Genomic DNA, 23,251 nt, shown 5'->3' with positions numbered 1-23,251 from the left:
GTGTTTTCCGCGCGTGAGGAACTGGTGAATCTGCCGCTGCTACCTGGCAAGGAGTCCGCCGCTCTGGCGGCCGCGGGCCATGCCACCGCGTGGCAACTGCTGGAACACATCCCGAAGCGGTACGAGGACCGCCGCCGCTTCGACCGCTTCCCCACCCAGGCCACCGCGCAGCCCGTCTGCCTGCGCGGCACCGTGATCGATGCCGGCATGCGTTTCTCCGGCCCCGGGCGTAGGTTTTATGAAGCGGTGGTGCTGGATGGCACCGGCGGCGTGTTCGGCTCAGGCAAGATCACCTGCCGTTGGTTCAACATGCCGTTCATCCAGAAGGTCATCGCCACCGGGCATGATGTCATCGTCTATGGAAAGGTGAAGGACAGCAACGGGCGGTTGATCATCGACCATCCCGAGTTCGAGGTGGTGAAGGATGATGACTCCTCCTCCTCCATCCACATCGAGCGCATCGTGCCCATCTACCGGAACATCCCCGGGATTTCCCAGCGGCGTTTGCGGGAGATCATCCACCTGCTGCTCCTGCAGATCGATCCCGCCTCCCTGTCACCGGTTCATGAACTGGATGCCGGCTTTCCGCGCGCGGCAGCGCTGCGGCAGGTGCATTTTCCGGAGTCGATGGAACAGGCCGCGGCGGCGCGCAGGCGGCTCGCCCTCGATGAGTTCTTCGCCCTCCAGTTGAATGTCGTGTGGCGGCGCGCCCGCTATCAGGAAAAGCGCGGCCGCGTGTTGGGAAAGAAGACCACCTCGCTCACGAAGTTCTACGAGAACCTGCCATTCGACCTGACCGGCGCGCAGAAGCGCTCCATCCGGGAAATCCTCGCGGACATGCGCAGCCCGCTGCCGATGAACCGCCTGCTCCAGGGGGACGTAGGTTCCGGGAAAACCTTCGTCGCCATGGCGGCCATGCTGCTGGCCATTGATTCCGGCTGCCAGGCCGCCCTCATGGCCCCCACCCAGATCCTCGCGGAGCAGCACTACCTCACCTTCCGCCGCTGGCTGGATCCGCTGGGCATCCGCATCTCGCTGCGCACCGGAAACCGGGGGGAGGACACCCACCTGCAGCTGGAGGGAGATCCACAGATCATCATCGGCACCCATGCCCTGTTCTTTGATTCCGTCGCCTTCCGGGATCTCGGCCTGGTGGTGATCGATGAACAGCACAAATTCGGCGTCGCGCAGCGTGCCGCGCTCATCCGCCAGGGAGTCATGCCGGATGTGCTGGTCATGACCGCCACCCCCATCCCGCGCACCCTGACCATGACCATCTATGGGGACCTGGATGTCTCTCTGCTGGATGAAAAGCCGCCGGGCCGCTCGAAGATCATCACCGCCGTGCGGGTGAAAGCCTCCCAGACGGATGTGACGAAGTTCGTGAAGGAACAACTCAAGGAAGGCAGGCAGGCCTACCTCGTCTATCCCTTGGTGGATGAAAGCGAATCACTCAAAATTGAGTCCGCCACCGAGGCGCTCGAGAAGTGGAGGAAGCGCCTTTCCGGATATGAGGTCGGCATGGTGCATGGCAAGCTGAAGCCGGAGGAGAAGGAAGAAGTCATGAGACGTTTCCGGGACGGTGAGATCGCGGCATTGGTCGCCACCACCGTCATCGAGGTCGGGGTCGATGTTCCGAATGCCAGCGTCATGATCCTGCACCATGCCGACCGCTTCGGACTCGCGCAGCTCCACCAGTTGCGCGGCAGGATCGGCCGGGGAGGGCACAAGGGGTATTGCGTCCTCCTCACGGACGGCAAATCCCCGGAAGCCATGGAAAAGCTCAAAGTGTTGGAGCAGACCGCGGACGGATTCGAGATCGCGGAAGCGGACCTCCGCCTGCGTGGTCCGGGTGACGTTCTCGGCACCATGCAGAGCGGTGTTTCCGACCTGAAGTTCGTGGAGTTCCTGGCGGACACACCGCTGCTGCGGGAAGCGCGTGCGCTCGCGGAGAAAATCCTGGCGGATGATCCCCGGCTCGATGGCGCGTATGAGGTTCTGCGGGGATTGATTACGGAAAACGGGGAAATCTCCCAGCCCTCCACCGCCTGATCGGCTCCTTGGCATGCTCTGAATCGGAGCGTGGACTTTAGTTCGCTTGGCTTCATCAGCCACTGGGACCGCGGAATTCATTCCGCCCCGGAGAATCGGGTTTGGGCAGTCAAGCGGAATGAATTCCGCGGTCCAATTTCATCAGATCCGCTTTATTCCTCGCCTGGCGGAATCCCTTGCCCGGTCAATACCGCGTCGAACTCCGCCTTGCCATGTCCTGTTAGAAGAAAGTTTTCGACAGATGATCCGTACACATCAGCTGATCGGCACTCGAAACATATCACCATGTCCACCTGTTTGCCATCGGCCTCGAAGCGCAGGCCGTGCCGGGGATTGAAACAGGCAGCAACCTCTCCTTCGTTCCGCCGTATGCTTTCCGCCAGCTTCCGGAGCAGGTCTTCCTTCTGGCCGGCATTTGTCACCACGGTACGGCCCAGAACCCGGTATCGATGAAACGCATCTGGAACTTCTTCATCAGGTAAATTCGGATCGAGTGAAAAAATTGTCAGCACTCCCTCGCGATGGGTGAATGACTCGACCTCCTTGGCGGATTTTCTCTGATTCTGATCAAAGGACGAACAACCCGTCAGCAAGGCGAACATCAGAAGAATGGGGGGAATCAATTTCATGAAACGATCCTGTCAGGAGGATTTGGGAACGGAGCGCGGATTCAGTCCGCTTGTTTTTGCTGGCCCCAGTAACAGGCAAGCCGCACTCCGTAGAACGAACTTTTCCCGTTACTTCTCCACGATCTGGTAGACCACACCGCTGTGGTCGAGCAGGAAGATCTCGCCCTTGTTGTCCTCCGCGAAGGAGGAAATGAGATTGATGCGGCCGCCTTCCGGTTGGAGCGCCTTCGTGTGGTCCTTGAAGTCGGTCGCCTTGCCGTTTTTCTCGACGAAGGACCAGATCCGCGGGTTCTGGTAGTCCGCGAAAATGTAGCGGCCCTTCAGTTCAGGGACGGCGGAGCCGCGATAGACATAACCGCCGGTGATGGAAAGCCCCTGGTCCTCGCCCATGCCGTGTTTATAGACGTAGATCGGTTCCACGGCACCGGGGGCCTCACCGCCGACTCCCTTGGTCGGCGTGGCGATCAGGCCTTCACGCAGCCTCCAGCCGAAGTTCGCGCCCTTGCCTTCGCCTTTCGGGACAAAGTTGACTTCCTCCCACAGGCCCTGGCCCACATCGGCGATCCAGAAGTCGCCGGTCTCGCGGTCGAATGAGTTCCGCCACGGATTCCGCACGCCATAGGCCCAGATCTCCGGTTTCGCCTCCGCATTCCCGACGAAGGGATTGTCCGCCGGAACCTTGTAGCCCTTTTCCGGGGAAACATCGATGCGCAGGATCTTCCCGAGCAGGGAGCCGAGATCCTGGGCGCGCTGCTTCGGGTCATTGCCGGAGCCACCGTCGCCGTTGCCGATGTAGAGGTAGCCGTCCGGCCCGAAGTCGATCCAGCCGCCGTTGTGGTTCTCGAACTCGCTGGGATAAACCAGGATCTCCTCCGCCGTCGCGGGGTCGGTCGTCTGCTTGTCCGCGGAAACGTAGCGGACGATCTTCGTCTGCTTTTCCTTGTCCGTATAGTTCACGTAATAGCGCCCGGTGGTCTGGAAGTCCTTGGCGAAGGCGAGGCCCAGCAGGCCTTCCTCGTTTCCTTTCCGGCTCACCAGTTCCCGGACGTCCAGAAACGGCTTGTCGCTCCACTTCCCGCTGGCGATGTCCACGATCCACACGCGTCCGGCCTGCTCCATCACCCAGATCTTGCCTTCCACGCCCTGCGGCACACCCGCCCACACCGGGCGTTCGAAGCCTTTGGCGATGGGTTTGCCGGCGATTTCCGCATGGAGCGGCAGGGAGGAAAGGACGAGGGCGGAGAGGGTGAGAGCTTTCAGATCCATGGTGCCGGAATCTACCGGGATTTCCCGGACGCTCAACCGGATTCCTATCCACGGTGAAAACCCTGATTTTATGCGGGTTTCGGCTTGTCAAAGCAGGGCGAAATCGTAGTTTCGCCGTCCGCTTTTCTTCGGGCGGGCAGACGGTTGGAGTCCCGGTGTCTGCCCGCTTTCAACGATCGGGACAATGTCGGAAGGAAAACGAACCCACAACCAAACCATAAACCAAACAAACAAAATGGCTTACGCACCAGCGGAACCCAGAAACCAAGAACTCAGCGACCTGATCGATTCCAAGTTCCGCGAATTCCGCGAAGGATCGATCGTCAAGGGCACCATCCTCGAGATCCGCCCGCAGGTCGTCCTCGTCGACATCGGCTACAAGTCCGAAGGCGCGATCCCGTCCAACGAATTCGAGGACGAAGAGATCGAAGTCGGCGATGAAATCGAAGTCCTCCTCGAGAAGCTCGAGAACGACGAAGGCATGGTCGTCCTCTCCAAGGAGAAGGCCGCCCACAAGCAGAACTGGGAAAAGATCGTCAAGGTGTTCCAGGACGGCGGCCTCGTTCGCGGCAAGGTCAAGTCCGTCGTCAAAGGCGGCCTCACCGTCAATGTCGGCGTCGAAGCATTCCTTCCAGGTTCCCAGGTGGACATCATCCCGCCGAAGGATCTCAACGAATACGTCGGCAACGTCTACGAATTCAAGATCGTCAAGGTCAACGACGAGCGGAAGAACATCGTTCTCTCCCGCCGCGAAGTCATCGAAGCCGAGCGCTCCGAGCTCCGCCAGCGCTTCCTCCAGACCGTCAAGGTCGGGGACAAGGTGGTCGGCGCGATCAAGAACATCACCGACTTCGGTGCGTTCGTCGATCTCCAGGGCATGGACGGCCTGCTCCACATCACCGACATGTCGTGGGGCCGGATCAACCATCCTTCCGAACTCCTCCACATCGGCCAGTCCGTCGAGGTCATCATCCTCGACGTGGACCGCGAGAAAGAGCGCGTGTCGCTCGGCCTCAAGCAAATGTCCGACAACCCATGGGAAGACATCGAGCGCAAGTACCCCATCGGCCAACAGGTCAAGGGCAAGGTCACCAAGCTCCTTCCCTACGGTGCGTTCGTCGAAATCGAGCGCGGTGTCGAAGGTCTCGTCCACGTTTCCGAACTCAGCTGGGTCAAGCGCATCACCCGTCCTTCGGACGTGCTTGAGATCGGCCAGGAAATCGAAGCCGTCGTTCTCGGCATCTCCATCGAGGAGCAGAAAATCTCCCTCGGCGTCCGCCAGCTCGACTCGAACCCATGGGACGAGATCGAACTCCGCTACCCGGTCGGCGCGACCATCAAGGGACCGGTCCGCAACCTCACCGCCTACGGTGCGTTCGTGGAACTGGAAGAAGGCATCGACGGCATGATCCACGTGTCCGACATGTCCTGGACCCGCAAGATCAACCACCCGTCCGAAGTTCTCAAGAAGAGCGACGAAGTGGAAGCCATCGTGCTTGCGATCGACAAGGCCAACCAGCGCGTCTCCCTCGGCATCAAGCAGACCGAAGACGATCCATGGAGCCTCATCGACAGCCGCTTCAAGGTGGGCGACCTGGTCAAGGGCACTGTGGCGAAGATCGCTTCCTTCGGCGCGTTCGTCAGCCTCGACGGCGACATCGACGGTCTCATCCACATCTCGCAACTCAGCGAAGACCACGTGGAGAAGGTCAAGGACATCATCAAGGTCGGTGACACCATCGAAGCCCGCGTCATCAAGGTGGACAAGGTGGAGCGCCGCATCGGCCTCTCCATCAAGGCCGTCAACTACTCCGAAGAGCAGCTCAAGAAAGAGTCCGCCAGCTTCGAAAGCCTCCGTCCGTCTTCCGAGATGGTGGGCCTCGAGCAAGCGTTCAACCTTGCGGCAGCCGCCTCCGAAGAGTGGCGTCCGGGCGAGGAATAATCCTCCTCCGTCTGAAATTCAAAAAGCCGGCCGGGTTTTTCCCGGCCGGCTTTCTTCATTTTGTGGCGGCGATCACCGGTCGCCGTCCTTGCGACGGGTGCAATCCCCCGGTCCCCATTCCACCATCAGAGCGGCGATCTCTCCCGTAGCGTAATGGCTGCGCCATTACGGCTGGGTGGATGAGTGCGACCTTCCGATCCCAACGAAGCATCGATGCCATCTTTTCATCACGGGAAGCCCGCTACCGCACCGCACAGCCAGTGGTATGGAAACGACGGCGACCGGTGATCGCCGCCACGTGCAAATCATGGCTGCGCCATTGCGTCTGGGCGGATAAGTGCGGCCTTCCGATCCCAACGAAACATCGATGCCACCTTTTCATCACGGGAAGCCCGCTACCGCACCGCAGATCCGGTGGCATTGAACCTACGGCGACCGGTGATCGCCGCCACATGCGAAAAAAGCCGGACGGGATCACTCCCGCCCGGCTTCTTTTTGTGGATCGAACGCGACGTTACCGCGGGATCATCCTTCCTTGATGTCCATCGCGGCGTATTCGCCGTCCTTGCGGCGATAGACGATGGTCAGGCAGCCGCGGCGGGCGCTCTTGTAGAGCACGAACGGCCGGTCGGACAGCTCGAGCTGCATGATGGCATCCTCCTTGTACATCGTCTTGATGGCGTAGTTCTCCGGATGGATGATGAATGGTTCCGGATCGTGCTCCGCCTCTTCCGGGTGGTCGAGGGCGTCCTCGGTGAAGAAGCGCTCCTCCAGGTGCCGGATGGATTCGTTCCGGTGAGGGCGGTTTTTCTTGAGCAGGCGGGTTTTGTGCTTCCGCATCCGGCGGGCGATCTTGTCCACCGTCTCATCGATCGCGGCGTACATGTCCTTGCCCTCCGTGTGGGCCTCGATGTGGATGTGGTTCGCACAGTGGAGGATGACTTCGGCGATAAATCGGTTTTTCTGAACGTCGAGAATGGCTTTGGCTTCGATGATGCGCGGGTAGTCCAGATGGAGTCCTTCGATCTTCTTGTGGACGTGATCGCGCAGGGCATCAGTCACTTGCTCGTGGCGCACCGTGACGGTGATCGGCAGATTGACGTTGGCAGTTTGCATGGTTCTATATGTGTTTCAGGTGAAATGGATGGCGGTTTCATCCGCCTTATCCACCTGACATATTGGACCACCTTTCAGAAGAATGCCACGCTGATCTTCACAAAAAATCCGATTCCACGCATCTAACAGGATTTGGGCTTCCCCGTCCGCTTCCACAGCGGGAGGAGCGGGATGGATGCCCTGAAACCGGGGTCTTTTCCGCAGGGAAACCGGCGTCCATCCCGGACCCGGGCCCATGGGAAGAGGGGATCTCAGCGGCCCTTCGGGGCGGTGAGGGTATCGAACAGGTCCTTGCCTTCGGCCGGTTCACCCACGGTTTCACCGGCGGCTTGGGCCAGGTCGGCGAAGTTGTCCACGGGACGGCCGCTGGTTCCGGAAATCTTGAGCGTCACCCAGCGGAAGCCATCCTTGCTTTCCTTGAACACCTGGCCGAGGGCGGGGTTGCGGCCACCGGTGACGGTTGCTTCCGGCAGACCCACATCCAGGGTTCCGGAAAGCACTTCGTTTTTGTCGAGCGAGAGATCCCCGGTGACTTTCAACTGGGTTTTGGAGAGAAGGACGAGTTCGCTGATCCGGACCACGCCGTTTTCGCGGTGGAGGATGCCGGTGCAGCCATCATGGAACAGGGGATCAAGGAACCATGGATTGTCCGTGAGCTGGGAGAGCTTCCTGAGGAAGGAGAAGTTGTTGAGGCGGGGCAGGGAGTTCGATGAGGATGAGAAGGCGACCTGGAGCCGGCCCGCCGGGTTGGAGGATGAGAAGGAAAGCGCGTTCCCGCCGCCCGGAACGTCCCGCGAATCCACCCTTCCGGCGACAAGGTGGCCGAGGGAGGTTCCGGCGATGCCGTTCATGTTGAACGAGTTCATCCTCACTTCCAGCGATTGTTCCTTGCCGGTTCCGGAAGGATCGAAGGCTCCGGACAGTTCGATGTTGCCGAGGTTGTCGAGTTCGTGGAAGAGCCGCATGCTCACGATGTCCACGCCATTCGCTTTGAAGTCCACAAGCGCGCGGTCCATCCGGAAGACCGGCCATTCCGGGATGTGCATCTCACCGCGGAAAAGACGCAGGGAGGGCGCCTTTTCATTGCTGCCCGGGTAGAAAGATCCTTCGGTCTTCTGGAGGCGGAGGGAAGGGGCGCTGGCATCACCGAGAAGAATCTCGAGGTTGCCGACGGCCAGGCGTTCGACCGAGATGGGGGATGCTCCGGCATCCGGAAAGTAGCGGAGAGGCTGCCCTCCCTGCCGGGGGCCGATCACGAGTTTCCCGCCGGTGGCGGAAATCTCATTGACGCTCCAACGGCTTCCGATGACGCCGCCCATGAGGGACTGCGCGCGGATATCGTGGAGTGAGAGTGATTTCAGCAGATTGCCCCCCGGCCATTCCAGATCGGCCGCACGGGCGGTCATGCCCGTAGGGCTGGTCTGGAGTTGCTGGAAACGGATGTTCGCACCGGTCCCGGTGTTGAACTTCGAGATGATCTTCTTCCGGTAAGGGGCGCTGTTCGCGTAGATGATGAGTCCTCCGAACAGGATTCCCGCCAGGATCATCAGGACGACGACCGAGGAAACCTGGAAGGCGCGCAGGCGGGAGGCTTTCTTCGCGGCCTCCTTGTGGGGCTGGGTGCTCCGGCGCTTGCGCTTCCTGACCTTGATGGCCTGGGTGCCATCGGCGCGGGTCACCAGTTCGCCCGAATCTTCGGGGGTCGGGGAAGGCTTGCCCTGCAGGCGTTCCAGCATTTCATCGAGCGAATATTTCTCCGGCTCGGCGGGTTGTGAAGACATCGGCGATTGTGATGATGGGAAAGGAAGTCAGCGGATCATTGCTACTGCCGGAACGGACGTCCGGTGGGATCCACGAGCTGGACGTTCACCATGAAGATGATGGCGGTGGAGACCGGCTGGTGGGCCTTTGACTGGAACAGGCGTCCCAACACGGGCAGGTTCCCCAGAACGGGACTCTTGTCCTCCACGCTCTGCAGGTTCTGCCGGAGCAGTCCGCCGACGATGATGGTGGATCCGTCCGCGACGTTGAGAGTGGGGATGTCCACCCTCTGGGTGCTGAACACCGGCATCAGGATCGAGTTGTCGGTCACGCGGATGGTGCCGGTGCCTGAGGGCATGTTGATCGGCGTGCCATAGTTCACGAATCCATCGAAGTCGGTGACGGAGGGCTTCATCACCACTTCGATGAAGTTCTTGTTGGCGTCGGCGGTGGGCAGGACTTCCAGGATCACGCCCACTTCCCGCATTTCGAATGCGGTGGGGGTGGCCGGGGTCACCGGGAAGGAGTTGTTGCCCTCGGAGCCGATGTACACGCCGTTGAGGTAGATCTCCGTCGCGCTGATGGTCTGCGGGATTTCCGGGGGCTCATACTCCGTCGGGTAGATGAACTCGCGGACGACGCGCACGGAGGATGCCTGGCCGCTCCGCGTGACGGTGGACGGACTCGTCATGAGATCGACGCCCGTCTTCTGGCTCAGGCCGCGCATGAGCATGTTTGCCTGGTTGCCGCCGAAGACCCCGGAGATCCGGAAGATGCCGGGCGCACGGTTCGCCGGCAGGCTCCGTTCACTGCCCATGTTGATGAGATCGTCGATGGCGTTGCTGTCAACGGCGGTGTCGCCGCTGCGGTTGCCTGCGGTCATCGGGCGGAGGCTGTTGCCGGGAGGGGTGGTGACGGGGACGTCGAAGAGATTCCCGCCATTCCCCTGGCTGCCGCCGCTGAGGGTGTAGCGGTCTCCGTCGAAGCCCACGCCGCCGAGAGTCCAGTCGAAGCCCAGTTCCTCGAGGTTCCGCTGGTCGGTGCGGATCATGGTGACCCGGGTGATGACGTTCACGGGTTCCGCTTCGGAGATGGATTCGACGATGCGGGCGATGGTCTCCAGGTTCGCCTCGGTGTTGATGACGCGCAGCGTGTTGTTCTGCGCGTTGAAGGAGGCGTTGGTTCCATCCGGGAAAGGGACGCCCTGCATGGCGAGGGCTTCCTGTGCCCCCAGCCGTTTCGCCAGCAGCCCTCCTCCGGCGGAAGGCGTCGTTGCGAACGGATCCGCGGAGGCGGCCGGGGTGGATGCCCCTTCGCTCAGGCTCGCCAGGAATCCCGGGGGAACCTTGAAGGTGCGGGAGGTCAGCCGGCCGGCATCGCCCCCGGATGCCTGGATGATCACGGAGTAGTCATCCGTGGTATAGTGGGTTCTCGTCAGTTCGGTGACATACTTGAGGACCTGGGAGAGAGGGGTCTGGTTGAGCTGGAGGTCGAACTTGAGCGCGTTGATCCGGGCGGCGCTTTCCGTGTCCCCGAGATTCAGGTTGAAGTTGATGGTTCCGGCGGTGGATTCGTTCGCGGAAACCTGGAGGCGGAGGAAGTCGATGGCATCCGTGATGGAGGCCTGTTCCAGGGACATCTTCGGAATGATGATCTGGTCCAGCTTCCGGGAAACCGGGACGAAGGAGGTATCCGTTGCCTGCCCGGGCTGGCCCGCGAGGGCTGGATCCACCGCGAGCGGGGAAAGCGGAAGTTCCCACGCGGCTTCCACCTGGCCGAGCATCTCCGCGCGGGCTTGGTCGGTCGCCGTGCGCTGGTAGTCCGCCTTTGCGGCGGTCAGGCGTTCCAGTCCACGGCGCGCGGCGGAATTGTAGGGATCGATCCGCAGCACGTCTTCGTAGGTGGAGCGCGCCTGGTTGTATTTGCCGAGGTTGTAGGCGCCTTCGGCGGTGTAGAGCAGCTTCCGGACCTGATCGACATTCTTGCCGTGGTCCGCGGTCATCGCCGGATTGTTGCGGATGGGATCATCCAGATCAGCGCGGAAAGCGAGGGCACCCGGGTCATTGGGGGAAACGCCCGGCTGGAGCACCTTGTCCACGGCTTGTTTCGCGCCCGCCAGATCGCCTTTTTTCACCAGGGTTCTGGCGTATTCGACGGAGGCTTGGGCGTAGCGTTCCCTGGCGGCGGCGCGGAGTTCGGCAGTGGTGGGGGCGTCCGGCAGCAGGTCGAGCGCTCCGGCGTAGGCTTCCACGGCATCCCCATGGCGGCCCGCGTTGTAGGATTCATCCCCTTTCAAAAGGAGTTCATGGGCTTCCTGGGTGCTGGCTCCGCGTTTGGCCAGTTCACGGGCGGCGAGGCCGGTGACGTCGGAAGTGCCTTGGGCGAAAAGCGGGGAAAGCAGGCATGCGGTGGCCAACAAGGCGGCTCTGCCGGTCGAGGGAATGAGAATTCTGGAGTTCTCCATACAAAGGTTTTGGAGACGTATAGAGGGCCGGGCGCGGGAGGGTAAGCGCAAAATCCGGGAAAATTCACCTTTTTAGCGCCAGGGGAACTCCATCTGGATCTCCCGGCGGCGGGTAGGGCGGCGGACCCAGCCCCGCGCCTCCAGCTTTGACAGGCACAGTGCCCGGAGTTTCCGGATGGCGGGAACGAAGGTGTTCATATGAATCTGTGTTTATATGAACACTTAAAGGTGTCAAGTATTCCGCGGACTCACCGCGGGTTGCCATGGATTTCCCGTGCCCGCGCGGCGTCCGCGCCGATCTGCCGGCGCAGGGCGGGGACATCGGCGAATTTCTTCTCCGGCCGGAGGAAACCGACGAAGGAGATCTCCAGTTCGGCGCCATAAATTTCTTCCGAAAAGTCGAAAAGGTGGACTTCCAGCGAGCGGGTGACGCCATCGACGGTGGGGCGGACCCCCAGGTTGGCGACGCCCTGGCGGACCGTTCCGTCCGGCAGGAGGGCGGTGACGGCCCACACTCCATCCGGGGGCAGTTGGGCGTCCCCGGTCGAGAGATTCGCCGTGGGGAAGCCGATCGTGCGTCCGAGCCGCCGGCCATGGACGACGGGACCGCAGACGGAGTAGGGGCGGCCGAGAAGGGTGGCCGCGGCGGATAGATTCCCGTCGCGGATGGCCTGGCGGATGCGGGTGCTGCTCACCCGCTCACCATCCACCATCACCGGTGGCACCGCCTCCAGCCGGAAACCCGAGGTTTCCGCCCGGGACTGGAGAAGCTCCACATCCCCGTGGCGTCCTTTGCCGAACCTCCAGTCCTCACCCACGGCGATGGTGCGGACCGGGGACTCCAGCAGCAGGTCGAGGAAGCGGCCTGCTTCCATGGAGGCCAGCTCCTGGTCGAAACAAAGGGGGATGAGCAGCTCCGCGCCCAGCCCACCCACGATACGGGCCTTGTGCCCGAGCGTGGCGAGAAGGGACGAAGGGGCCTTTGCCGGAGCGATGACACGGATGGGGTGCGGATCAAAGGTCAGCACGCCAGCCAGCCCCCCCTCACGGCGGGCGGCATCCACCGCCCTCCCGATCACGGCCTGGTGGCCGACGTGCACCCCGTCGAAGACGCCCAGCGCGAGATGCAGCGGGGCATCCAGCGCGGGAAGGTCTTCGAGGCGGGTGACGGTGGTCATGGCGGCTTCAGGCACCCCGCATGAGCGAGATCTCCGCGAGGGAAACCAGCGCGTTGTACAGCTCCTGACGGGGTGCGTTCTTCAGTTCGTCCACGGTGACGGCGCGCTCAAGCGTGAATTTCCCGGAGCGGGTGCGGCGCAGGGCGCTGAGGTGGCCGCCGCAGCCCAGCTTTTCACCGATGTCATGGGCGTAGGTGCGGACGTAGAACCCCTTCGAACAGTTCACCGTGAAGTCGATCTCCGGCAGCGCGGTGCGGGTGATCTGGTAGGAGGTGACATGCACCGGACGGGGCGCCCGCTCGATGACCTGGCCCTTGCGGGCGAGCTTGTAGAGCGGCACGCCGTCCTTCTTGATGGCGGAAACCATCGGCGGGATCTGTTCGAAAGGTCCGGTGAACCCGTCGAAGGCGGCTTTGATCTCCGCTTCGGAAAGATCCGGCACGGGCTTCGACTCGAGGATCTCCCCCTGGCGGTCCTGGGTGGAGGTGACGGCGCCGAGCGTCATGGTGCCCTCATACTCCTTGTCCTCGCTCATGAGCAGGTCCTGGATCTTCGTCGCGCGGCCGATGACCAGCATCAGCAGGCCGGTCGCCATGGGGTCCAGTGTGCCGCAGTGGCCGATTTTCTTCGTGTTCAGGGCACGGCGGGCGATCGCCACGACGTCGTGCGAGGTCATGTCCGGTGCCTTGTCGATCAGCAGCACGCCGCTGGGGCCATTATCATCCGATGGATTTCTTCTCATGTGTAATAAAAAATGATTCGCCGGCCGGAGGCGGCTCAGATGGCCTGCTCCACGGCCGCGAGCACCTTGGCACGCGCTTCCGCGATGGGACCCGCCATCCGGATGCCGGCGGCGAGGGAGTGGCCGCCGCCGCCGAACTGCATGGCGATCCTGCAGACATCCACGCTCTTGTCTTTCGAGCGCATGGAGACGCGGACTTTTCCATCCGGCAGTTCTTCGAAGAAAGCGGCCACGCGCACCCCGCGGATGGCGCGGATGATGTCGATGAGGCCCTCGCTGTCTTCCGGGCGCAGGCCCAGGTCCACGCGGGTTCCGTCATTCAGCTCCCAACTGGCGACACTGCCGCCGGAGGAAAGCCGGAGCGTGTTGAGCAGCGCCCGCATGAGCTCCACGCGGCGGTAGGGATGGTCGTCGTAGGTCTTCGAGTTGATGGTCCCCACATCCAGTCCGCGCCGGATCAGGTCCGCCGCCATTTCATAGGTGGCCGCGGTGGTGGAGGGGTACTGGAAGGAACCCGTGTCCGTGGAGACGGCGACGTAGATGGCGTCCCGGGATTCCGCGGGCAGCGGCAGGCCCAGCGTGGTGATGATGTTGTAGATGATCTGGCCGGTCGCCGGGCTGTGGGAGTCGATCAGGTTCACATCCCCGTAGGCGGGGTTGGAAATGTGGTGGTCGATGTTGAGCAGCAGCTTCGCCTTCGAGGCGGCGTGCAGCGCGTTGTCCCCGAGGCGCGGCTTGGTGGCGGTGTCCAGCGCGATGGCGATCTCCGCATCGATGGGTTCCGCTGGCGGGGTCTCGATTTTCTCTGAACCCGGCAGGAACGCCAGACTCTCCGGCAGGCCGTCCTCGTTGATGAGGCGAACCTTTTTCCCGGCTGCCATCAGCGCGAAGCCGAGGCCGATCTGCGAGCCGATCGCATCCCCGTCGGGACGGACATGGCTCATGATCACGAAGGAATCATGCTGCCGGAAGATCTCTCCGAGCTGCTCGATGGTCGCGTTGGGGGCTGGGTCGCTCATGGGGATGGAACCGCGAAGCGCGGGCGCGGATTCTTGCCGGGAAGAAGTGGGGCGCAAGGATAAAGGAGGCGAACGGCAGGGTCATCCCATTTTCAGGCGGCTGTGCCGCAAAATGAGCATCATTTCTCCTTCGCCTCGTAGTCGAAGACCAGCGCCTTCTCCAGCAGCGGCTTCACCTTGGCGACGAATGCCTGGTGGGCGGCGTGGGGCAGGTATTTCTCCAGGTCCGCCTTGTCCTTGAAGGTGACCAGGAACGCGTGGGTGAGGCCGTCGTTCAAGCCCACCTCCACGTTATCCATCTTCCCGCACTCGAAGTCCTTGATGACGTCGATCTGGCTGGGGAGCTTCGCGAACTCGGTCTCGATCTCCTTCACCTGCTCAGGCGTGGCGGTGGCCTTGAACTGGAACAGGACGATGTGGCGGAAATCACCGGCGGAGGAAAGGGCGGCTGTCATGGCGAGGATGGAGAGGATGAGTTTTTTCATATCCCGGATACTCGGAAATCAGCGGATTCGTGTCGAAATAATTCCATCCCAGGCGGGTCCATGCTAACGTCATGCCCATGGGCTGGGTGCTGTTTTTCGATGGCGATTGCGCGTTCTGTTCCGCCTCCGTGCGCCGGGCGGTGAAGCTGGACACCCACAAGCGGCTGAAGTTCGCCCCCCTGCAGGGGAAGCTGGCGGCGGAAAAAGGGTTCGGCGGGAACGCGGCGAAACAGGGCGGGACCATGGTCCTGATGCGGGAGTCCGACGGCAGGATCTTCCAGCGCAGCGAGGCCCTCATCGAGCTGACCCGCGTCCTGGGCGGCTGGTGGCGTCTGCTGACCCCGGTGAAAATCATCCCGCGTTTCATCCGGGACGCCGCCTACCAGTGGTTCGCGGACCACCGCTACTGGTTCTCCGAAAAGGGTGGATTCTGCGAAATGCCGGACCCGGAGGTCCAGAAGCGGCTGCTGGAGTGAGCGGACTGGGACCGCGGAATTCATTCCGCTCTTTTCCCGGAAACGGATTCTCCGGGGCGGAATGAATTCCGCGGTCCCAGTTCCCTGCTCCAGAATCCGTCTTGAAATGCCGGTTCCGGCATGCATCCTCGCCGCCCGCCCATGGCCGCACTAGCTTTCCAAGCCCTTCCAGGATTCCGCGATTTCACACCCCGTGAATGCGCGATCCGGAATTATTTGTTCGAAACCTGGCGCGGAGTCGCCCGCCGCTGCGGTTATGTGGAATATGAAACGCCGATCCTGGAGGACACCGGTCTTTATCTGAAAAAGTCCGGCGGCGAACTTTCCTCCCAGCTTTTCCGGTTCGAGGACCAGGGTGGCCGTGATGTGACGCTGCGCCCGGAGGTGACCGCCTCGCTGGCCCGCCTCATCGCGGAACATCAGCGGAATTTCCCGAAGCCCCTCAAGTGGTTCGAGATCGGCCAGTGCTTCCGCTATGAGAAGCCGCAGAAAGGCCGTGGCCGCGAGTTCCACCAGTTCAACGTGGACATTTTCGGCGAAGCCGGACCCGCGGCGGATGCGGAACTGATCTCGCTGGCGATCGAGTCGATGCTGGCCTTCGGCTTCGTGGAGGGTGACTTCGTCGTCCGTGTTTCCGACCGCCAGGCGTGGATCGACTACGCGACCGCGAAAGGCATCTCCGAAGACCGCATCCCGGACTTTCTCGGCATCATCGACAAGATCGAGCGGGAGAAGCCTGAGGTGCTGGCGCAGAAGCTGGACGCCTTTTGCCTCACCGCCGAAGAGGTGAAAGCCTTCATCGCGAATCCGGAGAACGCCTCCGCCGCCTACGCCGCCATCAAGGCGGACCTGACCTCCCGCGGCCTGGGCGACTTCGTCGAGCTGGACCTCTCCATTGTCCGCGGCCTCGCCTACTACACGGGCGTGGTGTTCGAGGTGTTCGACTCCAGGAAATCCATGCGCGCCGTCGCGGGTGGTGGTCGCTATGACACGCTGATCGCCACCATTTCCGAAGGCGCGGTGGATCTCCCCGCGACCGGCTTCGCGATGGGGGACTACGTGATCCGCAACCTCATCGAGGAAACCCCGCACGCCAACATGCAGATGGAAGTCTGGCTGCAGCGCAACGCCGCCGGGTGCGATGTCTATGTCGTCGTGGCGGATGAGACGAAGCGCGGTGAAAGCCTGAAGCTCGTCACCGACCTGCGCCGTGCCGGCATCTCCGCCGACTACGCCCTCGCCGGGAACGTCAAGGTCGGCAAGCAGTTCCAGAACGCCGAGAAAGCCGGTGCGAGGTTCGCCGTCGTCGTCGGCTCAGAATACCCCGAACTGAAAGCAAAGATCCTCTCCAGCCGCACCGAAGCCACCGGCAGCGCCGAAAACGCCGTCGGATGGATCACCAGCCTGATGCACCAGCCGGACGGTCCGTTGCTTGCTTGACGTAATCCAACCACAGATGAACGGGATGTACGCAGATGGAAGAGATGGGATTCTGGTAAAAGAGACCGAGAAAATCATCGGGTGCTCTTTCACGGTCCTGAATTCTCTCGGCCACGGCTTCCACGAAAAGCCGTATGAACAGGCGTTGACCGTCGAGTTTCTTCATCAAGGAATCCCCTTTCAGCAGCAGAGCCGGTATCCCATTCACTATCGGCAGGTCAAAGTCGGTGAGTATATACCGGATCTGGTGGTATTCGGAAAAGTCATCGTCGAAACGAAGACCATCGAGCGCATCGGCGACGTGGAAATCGGACGGATGCTGAACTATTTGCGCGCAACCGGCCTCAACGTCGGACTCATCCTCAATTTCAAATACGCCAAGCTCCAATTCAAACGGGTAACCCTGACGCCACCCGAACCACCCCTCCTCCAATCCTGAATCCCATCCATTCTTCCATCTGTGTACATCCTGTTCATCTGTGGTTGAATGATTTCTTCTCTCCCATGCGCACACATCATTGCAACGAACTCCGCGAATCCGACATCGGTAAAACCGTTACCCTGATCGGTTGGGTCAATTCGGCCCGTGACCAGGGCGGGGTGATCTTCATCGACCTCCGTGACCGGGAGGGGGTGACCCAGTGTGTCTTCCGCTCGGAAATCTCCAAGGAAGCCGCCGATGTCTCCCACACGCTCCGCGTGGAGGATGTGGTCCAGATTTCCGGCAAGGTGGAGGCCCGCCTCAAGACGGACGAAGTGGACACCACCAACTCGAAGCTCGCCACCGGCACCATCGAGATCGTCGCGGAGACACTTACGATCGTGAACAAGGCGGAGGTGCTGCCGTTCCAGCTCGACAAGGAGCTGTCCAACGAGGACCTGCGGATGAAGTACCGCTACCTCGACCTGCGCCGCCCGCGCATGAGCAAGAACATCCGCCAGCGTGCCGTCATCACTTCCGCCGCCCGCCGCTATCTGGACGAGAGCGGATTCTTCGAGGTGGAGACGCCGATCCTTTCCAACCCGACTCCGGAAGGCGCGCGGGACTTCCTCGTTCCATCCCGCCTGAACCCGGGCCGCTTCTACGCGCTGCCGCAGGCTCCCCAGCAGTACAAGCAGCTCATGATGGTCGCAGGCCTGGAGAAGTATTTCCAGATCGCCCGTTGCTTCCGTGACGAGGACCTGCGCGCGGACCGCCAGCCGGAGTTCACCCAGATCGACATCGAAGCCAGCTTCGTCAGCCAGGAAGACATCATCAAGCTGGTGGAAGGCCTGCTCGCCTCCATGTTCAAGGCGGGCCTCGGCATCGACGTGCCGACCCCGTTCCCGCGCATGACCTACCGCGACGCGGAGGACATCTACGGCTCCGACAAGCCGGACACCCGCTATGACATGAAGATCACGGATCTGGGCGATGTCTTCGCCACGACCGAGTTCAAGATCTTCCGCAGCATCATCGACGGCGGCGGCGTGGTCCGTGCCATCAACGCGAAGGGCTTCGCCGGCATCACCACCGGCCAGATGAACCGCCTCAACGAGATCGCCGTGCAGGCAGGCCTGCCGGTGAAGAACCTGGCTTTCATCAAGCTGGAGAACGGCGAATACAAGAGCCCCCTCTGGAAGATCTTCACCGACTCCGAAAAGGAAGCCGTCGTTGCCAAGCTCGGCCTCGCGGAAGGCGACATCGTCTTCTTCGCCGCGGGCAAGCGCGAGAGCGTCAGCACCATCCTCGGCCGCGTCCGCGTGGAGATCGCGGACATGATGGGACTGGTGAAGGACTCCTCCGCCTACAACTTCCTGTGGGTCGTCGATTTCCCGCTGCTCGCCCATGACGAGGAGAGCGGCCACTGGGTCGCCGTGCACCACCCGTTCACCCGCCCGAACCCTGACGACATCGCCAAGCTCGAAGCCGGTGAGTATGCGGACGTCCGCGCCGTGGCCTATGACGTCGTGCTGAACGGCTATGAGCTGGGCGGTGGTTCCATCCGGATCCATGAAAAGGACCTGCAGGCGAAGATGTTCACCGTTCTGGGCGTGGACGCGGAGGAACAGCAGATCAAGTTCGGCCACATCCTGGATGCCTTCCGCTTCGGCGCGCCTCCGCACGGTGGCCTTGCGCTCGGCCTCGACCGCATCGCCATGCTGGTCGCCGGTGAGGACAGCATCCGCGAGGTGATCGCCTTCCCGAAAAACAACAAGGGCGCGGACCTCATGGCCAACAGCCCCTGCCAGATCGACTTCAAGCTGCTGCGCGAGGTCTATGTGCAGTCCACCTACAAGGATCCGAAGGCGGCACCAGCGGCCGAGAAGGCCCCGCAGGCCTGATCCTGCCACCATTATCCAAGAGAGGCCGGGGGGATTTCCTTCCGGCCTCTTTTTTTGGGGTATCAAGTGGCAGGGATCCGGTCTTCGGCAGGGACGGTTTTCCAAACCGTCCGGCAGGGTGGATGTCCATCATCCCACGATTCCGATTTTCCTGATGATCCCTGCGATTCTTCCGAGGGAAAGACATTGGGAAACCGACTGTCGCGGGGTGAAAGACATTGCCTCCGCCTGACCGCATGGAATGGAAGCGCAGCGGACATAGCGGCTATGCCGCAATGCGGTCCCTGCCAACACTTCCAGGGACCGCACCTAAAAGTGAAACCGCACGACAATCCCGAAACTGTAGGAGCGAAACTTGATCTCGACGGGAAGGTGCGTGGTCATCCACCCTGCCTGATACCGCATGAACATGACGTCGTATTCCTTCCCCCTCCGCTGCCTCACGGCCATCCTCTGCGGAGCGGCGTATGCGGGTGCGTTTCCGCCGGTCGGCTGGAGGTGGCTCATCGTGCCTGCCGTCTTCGGGCTGATCCATTCCCTCCGCGGTCTGCATGGCAGCCGCGCCCGCGCGGTGGGCTTCCTGTTCGGGATGACGGCATTCAGCCTGAGCCTGTCGTGGTTGTGGAATCTGTTCGGACCGACGGCCATCGTCCTATGGATCGTGCTGGCGGCATTTCCCGCGTTGTTCGCCCACATGCAGGGGCTGGCCCGGCACCTCGCGGGGTGGAAGTTCACGGCCTTCACCGCATTGAACTGGGCGGGCTGGGAATTCATCCGCGCGGAGATTTTCCCGCTCAAATTTCCATGGATGACGGTGGGTCTGGCCGTAGGGCCGAACGCGCTGCTGCCATGGATCGGCGTCTATGGGGTGGGCATGCTGGTGGTGTTTTTCCTCGCGGTTCCGTGGAGGTTCCGTGCGGTGTATGGAGCCGTGATAGCAGGGGTGATCGTGTATGGAGCGGCATGGCTGGGCAGGCCAATCGACAAACTCCATGTTGATCTCCCCATCGCCGCCATCCAGTTGGAGAACACGACGCTGGACAAGTATGCCGAGGCCACGCGCGCGCTGCCGTCGGAGATCCGCTATGTGGTCTGGCCGGAATACGCGCTGCCGTATGATGTCCGCCAGAATGAACAGGAGTGGCGGCAACTGCTGGACCTTTGCAAGGAGCGGGACATCACCCTGACCCTGGGCACGCAGTCCCGGGAGAAGTATTCCGAGGTATGGCGGAACATCGCGCTCACCCTGGATGCCAGCGGCGCGCTGGGGGAGCACAACAAGATCCACACGGTCCATATGTTCGCGGATGGCACGCCGGGCACGGAGGCGAAGGCGGTCCCCACCGCCCATGGCCGGGTGGGGACGCCCATCTGCTTTGACTGCGACTATGAAGGCGTGATCCGGAAAATGACCGCCAGCGGGGCGCAGTTCATCGCCGCACCGGTGATGGATGCCATGTCGTGGGGACGTAACCAGCATGACCAACACGCGGAGCTTTTCCGCATCCGCGCCGCGGAGAACCACCGGTGGATCTTTTCCTCCGCCACCTCCGGTGTTTCCCAAGCCATCGATCCATCCGGAAGGGTCCACGCCAGACTCGGTGCGATGGAGCAGGGGACGGTGACATCGGTCATCGGGAAGTCGGACTACCTGACGCCCTACACCCGCTTCGGGTGGCTGACACCGTGGGTCGCGCTTTCGCTGGCGGCCTTGTGCTGGTTGGGGCTGGTGGTGAAGGCGGTCAGGGAGAAAATGGAAGAACTCCGGATAAAGGCTGCTGAGAAACAGAGACTGAAGGATGCGCTGCGGGCGTGAAAGACAGCTGGGTATCAGGTAAATAACTGTGCTTCTTTTCCTGCTCATCTAACCATGGATCTTTTGCCCATAACCATATTCCTGACAATCGTTGTGGTGGGTTCCTGCTTCTGGATCACCATGCTTGATCTCGCTTTCTATCGTTCTTCAGTGGTATGTCCTTTCCTGGAGAAGTGTGGACTGAAGATCGAACGCGACGAATTCCGGAAGCTTTTCAGTATGTGGGATGTCTTCGTGATGCGGAGGGAAATGGAGGTGCTCAGACAAATGGCATCTCATGATATCGATGCTGATCGCATGGCCGTGGGACTGAAGCGGCGGATGGTCATTGCTTCATCATGGTTCCTATTGGTCGTCCTGCTCATTTTGCTGGAAATGATACGCCAGGCGATGGCCTGAATCTCCTTGAAGCCGGGAGTGGTGGTGAAGGCGGTCAGGGAGCGCTGGGAGCGCCGGTCTTCAGACCGGCTTGGCAGGCAAGGCGAATGGGAAAAGATGCCGGTCTGAAGACCGGCGCTCCCAGTTTTTATCAGAGCGGGATCTCTCCCTTGGAAACCCGGACCAGCGTTTCCACCAGGAACTGGTGCTCACGCTCCAGCACCCGTGCGGCCAGTGTCTCCACGGTGTCTTCCGGGAGAACGGGCACCGGGGTCTGTGCGAGGATGCGGCCTTCGTCATAGGCACCGTCCACCAGGTGGATGGTCACGCCGGTTTCCGTCTCACCGGCTGCGAGCACCGCTTCATGGACGCGGCTGCCATACATGCCCTGGCCACCGAATTTAGGCAGCAGGGAAGGATGGATGTTCACGATGCGTCCGTCGAAATGGGAGAGGGTCGCGGGGCCGAGCTTTTTCATATACCCTGCCAGCAGCACCAGGTCCGTCCCGGATTCCAGCAGGGCCGCGAGGATGGCTTGGTCAAGATCCGCCGGTTCCGGGTGGGTGGTGCCGTTGAGCACTTGGTGGGGGATGCCGGCTGCCTCCGCGCGTTCGAGCGCGTGCGCCTTCCGGTTGTTGGAGAGGATGACGGATGGCTCCATGCCGAGCCCGCCGCATGCGATGGCGTCCAGCACGGCCTGCATGTTCGAGCCGCCGTGGGATGCCAGTATGGCGATCTTCATGCCGCAGCTTAGGAAGCCGTCCGGTCCGGGGGAATCCCGAATTGGGAGCAATGCCTTCAAGGATCGGGAACCGATGGTAGGAGGTCGCTTTTTCCAGCGCAGATTAAGAGGATTAAGAATGGATTGCGCGGATTTGGGAAGAAGCAGGAACCACCGCAGGGCCAAAGCAAATCCTACAAGGAATCAAAATCTGCGGAATCCATTCTTAATCCTCTTAATCTGCGATTCAAAAGATGCCGCTTGGTTATGATGATTACCAATCCTCAACGGCATTAGAATCAGGAGCCCGGAATGACGCCTCCGCATAAAAATGAAGCGGCCCGATCGATTATCCCCGGGAAAAACCCAAAAACCCAAAGGGATGCTCAATCGGGCCGCCTGCTAGTGTCGCGCGACGACGGGAAATAATCATGGATCCGGATTTCGGTCAAGACATTTCTAAGGTGATTTTTCAGATTTTTCCTGCCGTTGAGAACGGGTTTCAACAGGGGTGATGGATGGGTTTTTCATCCGATGAAATTGATTTTTGTCCTAGTCGCGGGGGGAAAGGTGCTTACGTTGGAACCGCAGAGCGGACCCGCCGTTTGGACGAAACCAGGGTCCGGAAACGCACAGCATTCCCCATGAATCTCACGCTCAAAGTTTGGCGCCAGCCGGGTCCGCAGGCACAGGGTAAAATTGAGACCTACGAAGCGAAAAACATCCCGTCCGAGGCGTCGTTCCTCGAGATGCTGGACATCGTCAACGAGCGGATCATCGAGGATGGCGGCGAGCCGATCCATTTCGACCACGACTGCCGGGAGGGCATCTGCGGCGCGTGTTCCCTCACCATCAACGGCATCCCCCACGGCAAGGACAAGGCGGTCACGACCTGCCAGCTCCACATGCGGAAGTTCGCGGACAATGACACGATCTGGATCGAGCCGTTCCGGGCGAATCCTTTCCCGGTCATCCGTGACCTGATCGTGGACCGCACCGCCTTCGACCGCATCATCGCGTCCGGTGGCTATGTGGATGTCCGGACCGGCGCGGCCGTGGATGCGAACTCCCTGCCGATCCCGAAGCCGGATGCGGACTCCGCTTTCGACGCCGCCGCCTGCATCGGCTGCGGGGCCTGTGTGGCCGCGTGCAAGAACGCCTCCGCCATGCTTTTCGTCTCCGCCAAGGTGTCCCACCTCGGTCACCTGCCGCAGGGCCAGCCGGAGCGCGACAAGCGCGTGCTCGCCATGGTCCGCCAGATGGACTCCGAAGGCTTCGGCAACTGCACCAACCAATACGAGTGCGAGGCCGCCTGCCCGAAGGAGATCAGCGTGGACCACATCGCGCGGATGAACCGCGACTTCACCAAGGCCGTCGCCGCGGAGCAGTTCGCGTGATTTCGCGGGAGATCCGGAAGGATTTTCTGGAAGAGAACGTAATA

Annotated in this window: 19 protein-coding genes; 9 read left to right on the top strand and 10 right to left on the bottom strand. The window is 61.6% G+C overall.

Translation table 11 applies throughout. From position 1 onward, the window contains the following. Positions 1-2,052 carry an ATP-dependent DNA helicase RecG gene (recG, locus tag KF712_05085; protein ID MBX3740343.1) on the top strand — a complete coding sequence of 684 codons (2,052 nt, stop codon included), beginning with the start codon at positions 1-3 and terminating at the stop codon, positions 2,050-2,052. Between the two features lie 152 nt (positions 2,053-2,204). Here recG and KF712_05080 read toward each other — a convergent pair whose 3' ends face one another. Both KF712_05080 and KF712_05075 read right to left on the bottom strand, forming a co-directional pair. Continuing rightward, positions 2,205-2,681, bottom strand: coding sequence for a hypothetical protein (locus KF712_05080; protein MBX3740342.1), 477 nt, complete (start codon positions 2,679-2,681; stop codon positions 2,205-2,207). Positions 2,682-2,789: 108 nt separating this feature from the next. Further along, on the bottom strand, positions 2,790-3,947 hold the full coding sequence (locus tag KF712_05075; GenBank protein ID MBX3740341.1) for a PQQ-dependent sugar dehydrogenase: 1,158 nt from the start codon (positions 3,945-3,947) through the stop codon (positions 2,790-2,792). 235 nt (positions 3,948-4,182) lie between these two features. Between KF712_05075 and rpsA the strand changes: the two genes are divergently transcribed. Then, complete coding sequence (rpsA, locus tag KF712_05070; GenBank protein MBX3740340.1) at positions 4,183-5,889, top strand: 30S ribosomal protein S1; 1,707 nt, start codon at positions 4,183-4,185, stop codon at positions 5,887-5,889. 525 nt (positions 5,890-6,414) lie between these two features. Here rpsA and raiA read toward each other — a convergent pair. The 7 genes from raiA to KF712_05035 all read right to left on the bottom strand — a co-directional run bounded on the left by raiA (position 6,415) and on the right by KF712_05035 (position 14,654). Continuing rightward, positions 6,415-7,005: a ribosome-associated translation inhibitor RaiA gene (gene raiA / locus KF712_05065; protein MBX3740339.1), complete on the bottom strand. Its 591-nt coding sequence runs from the start codon at positions 7,003-7,005 to the stop codon at positions 6,415-6,417. Between the two features lie 251 nt (positions 7,006-7,256). Beyond that, positions 7,257-8,786, bottom strand: coding sequence for a hypothetical protein (locus KF712_05060; GenBank protein ID MBX3740338.1), 1,530 nt, complete (start codon positions 8,784-8,786; stop codon positions 7,257-7,259). Between the two features lie 41 nt (positions 8,787-8,827). After that, entirely contained in the window at positions 8,828-11,230 is a 2,403-nt protein-coding gene (locus KF712_05055) for a type II and III secretion system protein (GenBank protein MBX3740337.1), read from the bottom strand. 248 nt (positions 11,231-11,478) lie between these two features. Beyond that, the gene (locus KF712_05050; protein MBX3740336.1) at positions 11,479-12,408 is read right to left on the bottom strand and encodes a bifunctional riboflavin kinase/FAD synthetase; all 930 of its coding nucleotides are present in this window, start codon (positions 12,406-12,408) and stop codon (positions 11,479-11,481) included. A 7-nt stretch (positions 12,409-12,415) separates the two neighbouring features. Then, a complete protein-coding gene (gene truB / locus KF712_05045) occupies positions 12,416-13,150 on the bottom strand; it encodes a tRNA pseudouridine(55) synthase TruB (protein MBX3740335.1) in 735 nt (244 codons plus the stop codon). 35 nt (positions 13,151-13,185) lie between these two features. Further along, positions 13,186-14,169, bottom strand: coding sequence for a bifunctional oligoribonuclease/PAP phosphatase NrnA (locus KF712_05040; protein MBX3740334.1), 984 nt, complete (start codon positions 14,167-14,169; stop codon positions 13,186-13,188). A 119-nt stretch (positions 14,170-14,288) separates the two neighbouring features. Beyond that, entirely contained in the window at positions 14,289-14,654 is a 366-nt protein-coding gene (locus tag KF712_05035) for a Dabb family protein (protein MBX3740333.1), read from the bottom strand. A gap of 71 nt (positions 14,655-14,725) precedes the next feature. Between KF712_05035 and KF712_05030 the strand changes: the two genes are divergently transcribed. From KF712_05030 to KF712_05005, 6 genes are all read left to right on the top strand, one after another. Continuing rightward, positions 14,726-15,130, top strand: a complete 405-nt coding sequence (locus KF712_05030) for a DUF393 domain-containing protein (protein ID MBX3740332.1) — start codon at positions 14,726-14,728, stop codon at positions 15,128-15,130. 141 nt (positions 15,131-15,271) lie between these two features. Beyond that, the gene (gene hisS, locus KF712_05025; protein MBX3740331.1) at positions 15,272-16,570 is read left to right on the top strand and encodes a histidine--tRNA ligase; all 1,299 of its coding nucleotides are present in this window, start codon (positions 15,272-15,274) and stop codon (positions 16,568-16,570) included. Between the two features lie 25 nt (positions 16,571-16,595). Further along, a complete protein-coding gene (locus KF712_05020) occupies positions 16,596-17,009 on the top strand; it encodes a GxxExxY protein (GenBank protein ID MBX3740330.1) in 414 nt (137 codons plus the stop codon). Positions 17,010-17,074: 65 nt separating this feature from the next. After that, positions 17,075-18,895, top strand: coding sequence for an aspartate--tRNA ligase (gene aspS, locus KF712_05015; GenBank protein ID MBX3740329.1), 1,821 nt, complete (start codon positions 17,075-17,077; stop codon positions 18,893-18,895). Between the two features lie 403 nt (positions 18,896-19,298). Continuing rightward, positions 19,299-20,711 carry a hypothetical protein gene (locus tag KF712_05010; protein MBX3740328.1) on the top strand — a complete coding sequence of 471 codons (1,413 nt, stop codon included), beginning with the start codon at positions 19,299-19,301 and terminating at the stop codon, positions 20,709-20,711. Positions 20,712-20,765: 54 nt separating this feature from the next. After that, the gene (locus KF712_05005) at positions 20,766-21,110 is read left to right on the top strand and encodes a hypothetical protein (GenBank protein MBX3740327.1); all 345 of its coding nucleotides are present in this window, start codon (positions 20,766-20,768) and stop codon (positions 21,108-21,110) included. A 130-nt stretch (positions 21,111-21,240) separates the two neighbouring features. Here the strand turns inward: KF712_05005 and purN are convergent, their stop codons facing one another. Further along, a complete protein-coding gene (gene purN, locus KF712_05000) occupies positions 21,241-21,831 on the bottom strand; it encodes a phosphoribosylglycinamide formyltransferase (protein ID MBX3740326.1) in 591 nt (196 codons plus the stop codon). Between the two features lie 623 nt (positions 21,832-22,454). On the opposite strand from purN, the gene KF712_04995 reads away from it, so the two are divergent. Next, positions 22,455-23,207, top strand: a complete 753-nt coding sequence (locus KF712_04995; GenBank protein ID MBX3740325.1) for a succinate dehydrogenase/fumarate reductase iron-sulfur subunit — start codon at positions 22,455-22,457, stop codon at positions 23,205-23,207. Positions 23,208-23,251 lie beyond the last annotated feature (44 nt).

It is taken from the genome of Akkermansiaceae bacterium, from assembly GCA_019634595.1.
Lineage (GTDB): Bacteria > Verrucomicrobiota > Verrucomicrobiia > Verrucomicrobiales > Akkermansiaceae > Luteolibacter.
This window is presented reverse-complemented; position numbering and strand designations above follow the sequence as displayed.